This window comes from Arenimonas sp., assembly GCF_035312645.1.
Taxonomy (GTDB): domain Bacteria; phylum Pseudomonadota; class Gammaproteobacteria; order Xanthomonadales; family Xanthomonadaceae; genus Arenimonas.
Genome location: NZ_DATGBO010000117.1, coordinates 19303 through 30785, shown reverse-complemented (window position 1 = coordinate 30785; position 11483 = coordinate 19303). Strand labels below are relative to the sequence as shown.

Annotated in this window: 10 protein-coding genes; 3 read left to right on the top strand and 7 right to left on the bottom strand. The window is 66.0% G+C overall.

Annotation, left to right across the window (positions count from 1 at the left end):
- From VKM35_RS10820 to yedA, 3 genes are all read left to right on the top strand, one after another.
- Nucleotides 1–1392, top strand: a 1392-nt coding sequence (locus VKM35_RS10820) for a carboxy terminal-processing peptidase (protein WP_324321031.1), incomplete at its 5' end; no start/stop codon positions are given.
- Between the two features lie 249 nt (nt 1393–1641).
- Nucleotides 1642–2487, top strand: a complete 846-nt coding sequence (locus tag VKM35_RS10815; RefSeq protein WP_324321030.1) for a methylated-DNA--[protein]-cysteine S-methyltransferase — start codon at nt 1642–1644, stop codon at nt 2485–2487.
- Nucleotides 2488–2530: 43 nt separating this feature from the next.
- A complete protein-coding gene (gene yedA / locus VKM35_RS10810; protein ID WP_324321029.1) occupies nt 2531–3421 on the top strand; it encodes a drug/metabolite exporter YedA in 891 nt (296 codons plus the stop codon).
- A gap of 62 nt (nt 3422–3483) precedes the next feature.
- Here yedA and VKM35_RS10805 read toward each other — a convergent pair whose 3' ends face one another.
- The 7 genes from VKM35_RS10805 to VKM35_RS10775 form a co-directional block, all read right to left on the bottom strand.
- Complete coding sequence (locus VKM35_RS10805) at nt 3484–4662, bottom strand: ABC transporter permease (RefSeq protein ID WP_324321028.1); 1179 nt, start codon at nt 4660–4662, stop codon at nt 3484–3486.
- Nucleotides 4663–4676: 14 nt separating this feature from the next.
- On the bottom strand, nt 4677–5834 hold the full coding sequence (locus VKM35_RS10800; protein WP_324321027.1) for an ABC transporter permease: 1158 nt from the start codon (nt 5832–5834) through the stop codon (nt 4677–4679).
- Between the two features lie 34 nt (nt 5835–5868).
- Nucleotides 5869–6561 (bottom strand): ABC transporter ATP-binding protein, encoded by a 693-nt coding sequence (locus tag VKM35_RS10795; RefSeq protein ID WP_324321026.1) that lies wholly within the window; start codon nt 6559–6561, stop codon nt 5869–5871.
- Between the two features lie 98 nt (nt 6562–6659).
- A complete protein-coding gene (locus VKM35_RS10790) occupies nt 6660–7898 on the bottom strand; it encodes an efflux RND transporter periplasmic adaptor subunit (RefSeq protein WP_324321025.1) in 1239 nt (412 codons plus the stop codon).
- A gap of 202 nt (nt 7899–8100) precedes the next feature.
- Nucleotides 8101–9498 carry a leucyl aminopeptidase family protein gene (locus VKM35_RS10785; RefSeq protein WP_324321024.1) on the bottom strand — a complete coding sequence of 466 codons (1398 nt, stop codon included), beginning with the start codon at nt 9496–9498 and terminating at the stop codon, nt 8101–8103.
- On the bottom strand, nt 9495–10208 hold the full coding sequence (locus tag VKM35_RS10780; protein ID WP_324321023.1) for an HAD-IA family hydrolase: 714 nt from the start codon (nt 10206–10208) through the stop codon (nt 9495–9497). The genes VKM35_RS10785 and VKM35_RS10780 overlap by 4 nt, the downstream gene beginning before the upstream one ends.
- A gap of 84 nt (nt 10209–10292) precedes the next feature.
- Nucleotides 10293–11405: an AI-2E family transporter gene (locus tag VKM35_RS10775; protein ID WP_324321022.1), complete on the bottom strand. Its 1113-nt coding sequence runs from the start codon at nt 11403–11405 to the stop codon at nt 10293–10295.
- Between the last annotated feature and the right edge of the window lie 78 nt (nt 11406–11483).

The following is an 11483-nucleotide window of genomic DNA, read 5'->3' as shown; positions in this document are numbered from 1 at the left end:
GAATTCGTCGTCATCCGTACGCTGGTGCCGGGCGGCCCGGCGGCGATGTCGGGCAAGATCAAGGTGGGTGATCGCGTGGTCGCGGTCGGCCAGGGCGACAACGGTGCGATGACCGACGTGGTCGGCTGGCGCATCGACGATGTCGTCGATTTGATCCGCGGCAACAAGGGCACGCGCGTGCGTCTGGACGTGCTGCCGGCCGACGCCGGCGTCGATGGCGCACACAAGGCGGTGACGCTGGTGCGCGACAAGGTCAAGCTCGAGGAGCAGGCCGCGAGCAAGTCGATCATCACCAGCGGCAACAAGCGCATCGGCGTGATCACGCTGCCGGAGTTCTATCTCGATTTCGAAGCCGCTCGCCGCAACGATCCCGATGCGCGCTCAGCGACCTCCGACGTCGCCAAGCTGCTCGGTGAGCTCAAGGCCGCCAAGGTTGATGGCGTGGTCGTGGACCTGCGCGAGAACGGCGGCGGTTCGCTGGTCGAGGCGGTCAACCTCACCGGCCTGTTCATCGACAAGGGTCCGGTCGTGCAGGTGCGCGAATCCGGCGGTCGTGTCGAGGTCGACAGCGACGAAAAATCCGGCGTTGCCTGGGACGGCCCACTCGCCGTGCTGGTCAACCGCTCCTCTGCCTCGGCCTCGGAAATCTTCGCTGCCGCGATCCAGGACTACGGCCGCGGCCTGATCATCGGCGAGCCGACCTTCGGCAAGGGCACGGTGCAAAACCTCATCGATCTCGATCGCTGGCCGGGCAAGAAAGGCCCGCAGTTCGGCCAGGTGAAACTGACCATCGCACAGTTCTTCCGCGTCGACGGCGACACCACCCAGCACGCGGGCGTGGTGCCGGAAATCCAGTTCCCGGTCACCGTCGACGCCAGTGAATTCGGCGAAAGCACTTACGACAACGCGCTGCCGGCCACGCATATCGCCAAGACCGCGCATGTCCAGCTCGGCAACTTCGCGCCGATCACCGCGCGCCTGATCGCCATGCACAACGCCCGCGCCGCCAAGGATCCGGAATACCGCTGGTGGGCCGACGACGTCGCGCAGTTCCGCGCCGAGCGCGACAAGAAAATGATTTCGCTCAACGAAGCCGACCGCCGCGCCGAGCGCGACCGCATCGAAGCCGATCGCAAGCAGCGCGAAAGCGAACGCAAGGCGCTGGGCCTGACCGATGCCTCGGGCAACGACAAGGACGATGGCTTGCAGGCCGACGAACGCAATGTCGCGCAGCAGGTGGCGCAGGAAGAAGCGGCGAAGAAGCGTCCCGATCCGCTGCTGCGCGAGGCCTCGGCGATTCTTGCCGATGCGATCAACCTGCTCAGCGGCAGCCCGCAACTCACCGCGCAGGTTTTGCCGGTGACGCATCAGGCGACCGTCTGGAGCGAGTGAGGCATTGATCGGCTCCGCCCTTCCGCGATGTCGCGGAAGGGCCCCGTGAGCCGCAGGCGCTCCCGGCGCCTTGGCGGCATTCCCCACATCCCTGTGGGTCGGCCGCAGGCGCTCCTGCGCCTTTGCGGCACTTCCTACATCCATGTAGGTCGGCCGCAGGCGCTCCTGCGCCTTTGCGGCACTTCCTACATCCATGTAGGTCGCATGATGCGGATAGCGGTGGAGTGGGGCGATGGCTAATCTGCGGCCATGACCACGACAACGCATGATCCCCGCCTGGAGCAGGCCCGCCGCCTGCTCGATCACGATGATGTCGGCCTCGACGCGCTAGGTGCCGCGGTCGGCCTGAGCCCGGGCCATTTGCAACGGCGTTTCCGCGCCGCCTTCGGCCTGAGCCCGGCGGAATATCGCGCGCAGAAAAAGCTCGCGCTGCTCAAGCAGGAATTGCGCGCCAGCGGCGACGTGACGCGCGCCTTGTACGAAGCTGGTTACGGCTCGCCGAGTCGCATCTACGAAGATGGCGGCGCGCGCCTGGGCATGTTGCCAGGTGCCTATCGCCGTGGCGGCGAAGGCATGACGATTCACTGGTCGCTGATCGACACCGTGATCGGCCTGGCGCTGGTCGCCGCGACCGAACGTGGCCTGTGCGCGATCGCCCTGGGCGATGACGAGAAGAAACTCGAAGCGGAATTGCGCGGCGAATTCCCCCGTGCCGACATCGTCCGCGTGCAGGCCGGTCGCGATGATTTCCTCGCGCCGCGCGTACGTGCCGTTGCCGACCTGCTCGCCGGCAAGCGCGGACAGGTGCCGGTGGAATTGATCGGCACCGCGTTCCAGCAACGCGTCTGGGAAGCGCTGATGAAAATTCCGCGCGGCCAGACTTTCAGCTATGCCGAGCTCGCCAAACAAATCGATCGCCCCGGCGCGGCACGTGCGGTCGCGCGTGCCTGCGCGCAGAACCGTCTCGCGGTGCTCGTGCCCTGCCATCGCATCATCCGCGGCGATGGTTCGCTGGGCGGCTATCGCTGGGGTCTGCCGCGCAAGGACGCATTGTTGCGCGCCGAAAGCGGCAAAGCGGCGCAGCAACGCGGATAATTGCCGCGCCCGATCCGGCGGCGCGACGATTCAAGGACGAACCATGGATTCCCTGCAGTCCGCCCACGGCGCCAGCCCTGGCAAGGTTTTGTTGGCCCTGCTTTCGGTGTATCTGGTCTGGGGCTCGACCTATCTGGCGATCCGCATCGGCCTGCAAGGCTATCCGCCGTTTCTGATGGGCGGCCTGCGCTTCATCGCGGCAAGTCTCGCGTTCTATTCCTTCCTGCGCTGGCAGGGTCACGCTGCGCCGACGCGCGCGCAGTGGCGCAACGCCGCGGTGCTGGGCCTGTTCATGATGCTGCTGGGCAACGGCCTGGTGAATCTCGCCGAGAAGAATGTTTCCTCGGGCCTGGCCGCGATCGCCGTGGCATCGATGCCGTTGTGGGCGGGATTGTTCGGCGCATTGAAAGGCCGGCATCCGAGTCGCGGCGAATGGCTGGGCCTGGTGATCGGTTTCGCCGGCGTGGTCTGGTTGAATTTCGGCAGCGCGATGTCGGCCAACGTCGTCAGCATGATCGCGCTGATCATGGCGCCGGTGAGCTGGGCGTTCGGTTCGGTCTGGAGCCGCGATCGCGATCTGCCCGGCCCGTTCATGAGCACCGCAGCGCAGATGCTTTGCGGCGGCATCGCGATGCTGATCGTCGGTTTGGCGCTGGGCGAACGCATTCACGCGCTGCCGGCGTTGCAGCCGACGCTGGCGGTCGGCTATCTCGCAGTGTTCGGCTCGATCATCGGCTTCTCGGCTTACGTGTGGCTGTTGCATCACGTGCGCCCGGCGCTCGCCACCAGCTACGCCTACGTCAATCCGCCGATCGCGGTGTTGTTGGGTGCCGTGTTGCTGCACGAAAAAGTCGACGCGCACGTGATCGGTGCGATGGCGGTGATCCTGCTCGGCGTGATCATCATCACCCGCGCAAAGGCACGCGCTTCCTGAGTTTGGCGCAAAGAAAAAGCCGGCCCGCGCGATGCGGACCGGCTCGTTCTCGACATCGCAGGTCAGGCAGTACGCAGCGCCGTCGTCACCGGCAGGCGCGCGGCACTGATCGCCGGCAGCAGGCCACCGATGAAGCCGATCACCAGCGAGATGATCAAGCCGGTACCCACCAGCGATGGTGTCACCTTGAACGCGAACACCACCTGCGTGAAATTCTGGCCCAGGGTCGACACCGAGAAACCGTTGAACAACAGGTAGGCGATCGCCGCGCCGAGCACACCACCGGCGAAAGCCAGCGTCAGTGCTTCGATCATCACCGAGGTCAACACCGGCAGGCCGCCGAAACCGATCGCACGCAGGGTGGCGATTTCCTTGCCGCGCGCCGCGACCGCCGCATACATCGTGTTGAGCGCTGCGAAGATCGCGCCCAGCGCCATCACCAGGGTGACGAAGCCGGCGAGGGCGCCGATCTGTTGGCGGAATTGCTTGGTCTGGCTGCTGTAGTAATCCTGCTCGCTCTTGACGTCGACGGTCTGGCGCGGATCGGCCTTGAGGTTGTCCTGCAGCGTCTTCAATCCGCTCGCGCCATCCAGGCCGACCAGCACCGAGCTGTAACCACGGCGATTGAAGGTCGATTGCGCGACTTCGGCATCGGCCCACAGCTCGCTCTCGTGTGCATCGCCGGATTCGAAAATACCGACCACGGTCCAGTCGGAGCCGCGCATGCGCAAAGTCTTGCCCAGCTCCGCGCCCTGGAATTGCCGGGTGACGCCGCGGCCGACGATGAGTTCGCGCAGACCGGTCTTGAACTTGCGGCCTTCGACGATCTTCAGCTGCGGACGCAGCGCGAAGCCGTTGTCCTCGACGCCGCGCACGGTGATGTTGGCGCCGTTCTTGCTGTCGCCTTGGCGTATCAGCTCGGCGATCACGATCATTTCCGCCGATGCCATCGGCTTGCCGGCTGCATCCTTGCGGATGCCCGGTGCCTGTTTGATCAGCGTGGTCGAATCGCGGCCCAGACCGGAGTTGAGCTCGGTGTCCGAACCGCCGCGCAGGATGATGGCGTTGTCGGTGCGGCCGCTGGCCTTGAGCGTGCTTTCGAAGCCCGAGGCCATCGCCAGCAAGGCGGTGAACACCGCGACCACGCCAGCGAGGCCGACGACGATCACCAGCGACGAGGCCCAGCGTTCGGGAATGCTCTTGAGATTGATGCCGGTGATGGCGAGTGTTTGACTGAACATAGGGGTTCTCTCTCTCAACGTCCGGCCAATGCATCGACGATTTTCAGGCGGCGCGCACGCAGCGCCGGCAATAGTCCAACGGCCAGGCTCATCAGCGCGATCGCGATCAGCCCGGTCATCCAGACCCAGGGCGTGACGTTCAACGCAAATTGCCCGCCGCTGCCTTTCTCCACCATCGCGCCCAGCAAGGTCGCCAGCGACATGCCGATCAGGCCGCCGATCAGGCACAGCGCCACCGCTTCGGCGAGCACGAAGCCGAGCACGCTGCCGTCGCTGAAGCCCAGCGTCTTGAGCACTGCCAGTTCCGGCACGCGTTCGCGCACGCTCTGCGCCATCGTGTTGCCGACCACCAGCAGCAGCGTGAAGAACACCGCGAACAGGATCCAGCGCACGATCATGCCGATGTCGCCGATCTGCTTGATGAAGCCGACGTTGAAATCCTTCTCGGTCTGCGTCTTGGTTTCGTCGGGCGAGTTTTCCGACATCGCATCGACGGCGTGGCTGACCGCTTCCGCCGACGCGCCTTTGGCGAGCTTGAGCGCGAAGAAGTTGGTGCGGCCGGCGCCGAACTGGTTGGCCTCGTCGAAATAATCGTGGTTGATGAACACGGTATTGGTCTGCTTCTGCCAGTCCGCGTCCTTGCCGTCGTAGATGCCGACCAGATCGAAGGCCCAGGCCTTGCTGCCGTTTTTCTGCGGATAGATCTGCGAGCTGATCGGAATCTTCTGCCCGACTTTCCAGCCGTATTGATCGGCGATCTGGCGGCCGGCGACCATCGCGGTGCGGGTGGTGGCGAAAGCTTTCCACTGCGCTTCCGGCATCACCCATTCCGGGTAGACGTCGTGCTGGCGTTGCGGATCGACGGCGAACACGAACAACTGCGTGTTCTCCTGCCAGACGCCGCCGAACCACTGCATGTGCGCGACGCGGGCGATGCCCGGCACCGACTCGATCTTCGGCAGCATGCTCAGCGGCAGCGGCTGGGTGAACGACACCCGTGCCTGCGTCATCAATCGCGTCGCGCCGATGAAGTCGGCGCCGGCGTCGAAGATGTGGTTGAGCGACTGCAGCAGACCGAACAGCACGAAGGCGACGATGATCGACAACAGCGTGAGCGTCGTGCGGGTTTTCTTGCGGAACAGGTTGGCGATGACGAAACCGGTCTTGGTCATGCGGTGATCCTCCGGGCGGACAGGGGCGCGCGCATTACGCGCCGGCCTGTTCGGCGAGTCGGCCCTTGTCCAGATGCAGGGTGCGCTTGGCGTATTCGGCGGCGAGCGGATCGTGCGTGACCATCACGATGGTCTTGCCGTGATCGCGGTTGAGCGCCTGCAGCAGTTTGAGGATTTCCACCGCGGTGGCGCGGTCGAGATCGCCGGTCGGTTCATCGCAGACCAGCAGTTGCGGATCGGAGACGATGGCGCGGGCGATCGCCACGCGCTGTTCCTGGCCGCCGGAAAGTTCGCGCGGCTTGTGTTTGGCGCGGTCGGCAAGGCCGACGACCTGCAGCGCGATCGCCACGTTTTTCTTGCGCTGCGCCGCCGACAGTTTGGTCAGCAGCAACGGCAGCTCGACATTGCCTTCGGCGGTGAGCACCGGCATCAGGTTGTAGAACTGGAACACGAAGCCGACGTTGTGGCTGCGCCAGCGCGCGAGCTGGCCGCCGCTCATCTGGTCGATGCGCTCGTCACCGACGCTGATCTCGCCGGAAGTGGGCGTATCGAGGCCGCCGATGAGGTTGAGCAAGGTGGTCTTGCCCGAACCGGACGGCCCCATCAACGCGACGAAATCGCCGCGCGGCACGTCGATGCTCAATCCGTGCAGCACCTCGACCTTCTGCTTGCCGCGTACGTACGACTTGGTGACGTTGTTGATCCTGATCATCGTGTCTTCGCTCATCGCTGGCCTCGTTGCGTGGTCTTGGCTATCTGTCATGCGTCGCTCCCGCCTGCGCGGGGACAACGAAAAATATTTTCCCCGGTTCTATTTCCCCGGGCTCACTTCGTTTCCGCCTCGCGCACGGCATCGCCGTCCTTGAGCGTGTTCGGTGCTTCGACGATCACCTGTTCGCCGCCGCCAAGGCCGGACAGTACCTGGCGGTCGTCACCCAGCGTGCCGCCGAGTTTCACCGCGCGGCGTTCGGCCTTGCCATCGCTGACCACGAAGACGATGTCCTGGTCGCCATCCTTGCGCAGCGCCGCCGTCGGCACCTGCACGCGCGGCGCGGCCGTCTGTTGCGGCGCGCCGGGCTTTTCCTGTTCGAGGAAGGACACGCGCACGCCCATGTCGGGCACGATGCGCGGATCCTTGCTGTTGAGCGCGATGCGCACCTTGACCGTGGCCTTGGCGCGATCGGCGGTCGGAATGATGGCGATCACTTCCGCGGGGATCTTCCAGTCCGGATAGGCGTTGAGCACGGCCTCGACTGGCATCGAAGGCTGCACGCGGCCGATGTAGGACTCATTGACGTCGACCTGCACTTCCAGCGAATCCATGTCGACCAACGTGCCGACGCCGGTGCGGATCGAGCCGCCGCCGCCGGAGATCGGCGAGATCATCTCGCCCGGCTGCGCGGCCTTGTCGACGATCACGCCAGCGAACGGCGCGCGGATGATGGTGTTGTCGACGTCGAGGTCGGCGATCTTCAGGCGATCGCGCGCGACGCTGACGCCGCGCTGCAGGCTGTCCAGGCGCGACGCACTGGAGTCATGGTCGGCGACGGCGGCATCAAGCGCGGAGGCGGCGACGAGCTTCTTCGCGGCCAGTTCGCGTTGCCGGCGAAGATTGCTTGCCGACAGACGCAGCTGCGCCTGGCCTTCGGCGAGTTGCGATTGCGCCGCAGCCAGTTGCGACTGTGCGAGCGCGTGCTGGGCATCGGCATCGCTGCGCTCGAGCGTGGCGAGGATTTCGCCTTCCTTGACGCGCTGGCCTTCTTCGATGCGCACGTCGCGGATCTTGCCAGTGATCTTCGACGACACCGTGGCGATGCGGCGGGCGGTGACGTAGCCGGAGGCGTCGAGCACCGAGGCGCTGCCGCCGCTGGCGCCGGCCTGCGCTGTCGTCAGCGCGGTCTTCACTTCGATCGGCTTGCTGCGGGTGAGGAAAAAATAGCCGGCGATCAGCAGCGCGAGCACGACTGCGGCGATCACGATCCAGCGCAGCGGGAAACTCGACGGCGCGGCCGGTGCGTTGCGATCGATGCGCAGCTCGTTCAGAAGTTCGTTCGGGTGGGACATGAGCACTCCGGAAAAACCCGCGGGAACGGGCGGGGGTCGCAACGGCAGGCAAGTCTGGACGACGCGGGCGCCGAATCATCGTGCCGGAAGTCAGTTTCGCTTCCGCCGCGATGCTGGTGAACAGGGAGCCAAGGTTGCCGGCCGGCATTCTTTCATGGAAGTGCGCCGCGTCAGCAAGCCCGGGTGACGCTTGTCATCTGCCTCAGGCGCCGGGGTAGCGCGCCTTTAGCAGCGCAAACGCCGCGCGCAGGCCCTGGGCTTCGCCACCGGCGGGTTTGCCGGGGCGCTCGCCATCGTTCCAGGCATAGAGATCGAGATGCGCCCAGGCCAGGCCTTCGGGCAGGAAGCGCTCGAGATACAGCGCCGCGGTGATCGAGCCGCCCAGACGTGAGGCGCCAGCGTTGGCGAGGTCGGCGATATTGGATTTGAGCATGCTCAGGTAGGGGCGCCACAGCGGCATGCGCCAGAGGCGGTCGCGGGCGCGCTCGCCGGCAGCAAGAAAAGCGCCAGCCAAGGTTTCGTCGTTGCAATACAGCGCTGGCAGATCCGGACCCAACGCAATGCGCGCCGCGCCGGTGAGTGTGGCGAAATCGAGCACGAGCTCTGGCTTCTGCTCGGCAGCGTAAGTCAGCGCATCGCAGAGCACGACGCGGCCCTCGGCATCGGTGTTGTCGATCTCCACGCTCAGGCCCTGGCGCGTGGCGATCACTTCGCCGGGGCGGAAAGAGTTCGGGCCGATGGCGTTTTCCACCGCCGCGACCAGCACGGTGATGCGGATCGGCAACTGCCGCGCCATCACCAGCTGCGCCAGCGCCAACGCATGCGCCGCACCACCCATATCCTTTTTCATGTTGCGCATGCCGTCGGCGGTTTTCATGTCGAGGCCGCCGGTGTCGAAACACACGCCCTTGCCGATGATCGCCACGTGCGGATGCGCGGCATCGCCCCAGTGCAGTTCGATCAGCCGCGGCGCGCGATGGCTGGCACGACCGACGGCGTGGATCGCCGGGAAACCGAGCTTGAGCAGGTCGTCGCCGACGACGCTGGCGATGCTGCCGCCGTAAGCCTGGGCAAGGCGGATCGCGACGGCCTCGAGTTCATCCGGACCCATGTCTTCGGTCGGCGTATTCACAAGATCACGCACCAGCGTGCTTGCGCGCAGCAACGCGAACGCTTCGGCGCTTTCGGCGGCGGCGTCTTCGAGCACCAGCTTGGCCATCGCCCGCGGCGTCTTCAGGTAGCGCTCGAAACGATACGCGCCCAGTCCCCAGCCGAGCATCACCTGCGCGGCATCGAGAGCGACCGGCGAATCATTCGCCAGCCGATACGTGCCCGGCGGCAGCAGGCAGGGCAGGTGCGCGAGCGCGAGCGGATCGCCGGCATCGCCGACACCGATCGCCACCGCCGAGGGATTGCCGTCAGCATCGGGCAATGCGAGAAACGCGCCGGCGCTGGCGTTGAATTCATGGCCGGCCAGCCAGGCGCGGATCGCCGGCGATTGCGCGTCGCGCCAGCGTGGCAGCGTGGCGCGATCGAGGGCGATCAGCGTGCGCGCGTTGGCGGCTTCGCTGGCGGGGACGAAACAAGACGGCAGGCTCATGCGGTTTCCGGTAGGGCGTGGCGCGCGTCCAGCCAATCGGCCAGCGCGGCGAGGGTGGTGAATTCGAGATCGGGCCGCGGCAGATCATCGGGCCAGGTTTCTTCGCGACGATTGATCCAGCAGCTGTGGATGCCGGCGCGCGCGGCGCCAGCGATGTCGAGCAGCGGATCGTCGCCGACGTGCAGCAGGTCTTGCGGTGCGACCTGCAACTGCGCGCAGGTGGCATGGAAGATCGGTGCGTCGGGTTTGGCGTGGCCGGCATTGCGCGCCGAGACGAACACCTTGAAGTGCTGCGCGATGCCGATGCGTTCGAGATCGGCGTTGCCATTGGTCAGCGCGGCGATCGGATAACGCGCCGCCAGCCGCGCCAGCGCCGGCAGTGCATCGGGATAGAACTCGATGCGGTTGCGGGCGATGTAGAACGCGTCGAAGGCGGCATCGACATGCAGCTCGTCGTCGCCGGAATCGCGCAGCGCGTGCTGCAGCGACAGCCTGCGCTGATGGGTGAAATCGTGGGCGAACTCGGGGTGGTCGGCAGCGATGCGGTCGCGTAGCGCACGCATCGCCATGATCGGATATTTGTCGGCGGTGCGCGGGCAGCGTTCGCTGAGGAAATCGTGCAGGGCGCGCTCGGCGCGCTCGATCGCCGGCCAGATCGGCCAGAGGGTGTCATCGAGATCGAGGCTGAGTGCGCGTGGGGCGAAATCCATCGCGCTAGGGTACCGCGCCGAGGGATCGCGCAGGTGCACAAAGCCCCTCACCCCGGCTGGGGCAGGCAACGAAGCAATTCATCGCTACTCGATCACCTTCGCCCAGCCGCGCCAGCCGTCGACGCGCTCGGCGAGGATCTTGAAGCAGGCCAGCATCGGTACCGCCAGCAGCAGGCCGGCGATGCCCCAGAGCCAGCCCCAGAGCATCAGCCACAGCAGCATCACCAGCGGCGAAATCGCCATGCGCCGGCCCAGCACGATCGGCGTCACCAACTGCGATTCCAGCGCATGCAGGCCGAGAAAGATCGTCGGCGGCAGCAGCATGTGCACTGGGTCGTTGAAGGCGACCACACCGACCACGGCCAGCGCCAGCACGCCAGTCAGCGGGCCGACATAGGGCGCGTAGTTGAGCAGCGCCGCGACCGTGCCCCAGAGCAGCGCGTCGGTGAGGCCCAGGCCGAGCGCGTACAGCGCGACGGTGAGCAGCAGACCCAGCGTGATGTTGATCAGTGTGATGGTCAGCACGTAGCCGGAGACATCGGCTTCGATCGTGCGCAGGATGTCGGTGGTCAGGTGTTTCTGTTCGCGTTGCGGCAACACGGCAATCGCCTGGCGTTGCAGGCCGGCGCCATATACCAGGAAAAAATAACTCAGCAACACCACCGCGCCCAGCGAGGCCAGCAGCTGCGGTGCCTTGGCGATCACCACCCAGAGATCGGGCGCATGCGGCTTGTCTTCCGATACCGCCGCCGGTGCGGGTGCGGCACCCGCGGCCTTGGCGATCGACGCCGCCGCCTTGTTCGCCTGCTCCACCTGCACGGTGATCGCGCGCAGTTTCGGTGCCAACTGCTTGAGTTCGGTCGGCGCCTGGCGCACCCAGTCCGCGGCCGGCGCGACCAGCAGGCTGGCGAGGAAAATCGTCATCGCCACACCGCCGAACACCACCACCAGCGCGCCCAGCCAGCGCGGAATCCACAGCTTGCGCAGGCGCGTCACCAGCGGGTTGGCGATCAGCGCGAGAAACATCGCCAGCATGATCGGCACCAGCAGGTCGCGCGCTGCCCAACAGGTGAACAGCACCGCGATCAGCGCCAGGATGCGCAGCGACAGTGGGCCGGGCGTCTTCGCCGGTTCATCGCCATTCGCTGTTGTCGGCGCGGCGGCGGGTGTTGGATCGTTCGCGGTGGGCTCGGACATGACGCCAGCATAGTGCAAGCGCCGTGAGGATGGCCGTCGCATAGGCTGGCGCGCGCCTTGGTGCTAGCGTATCGGTGG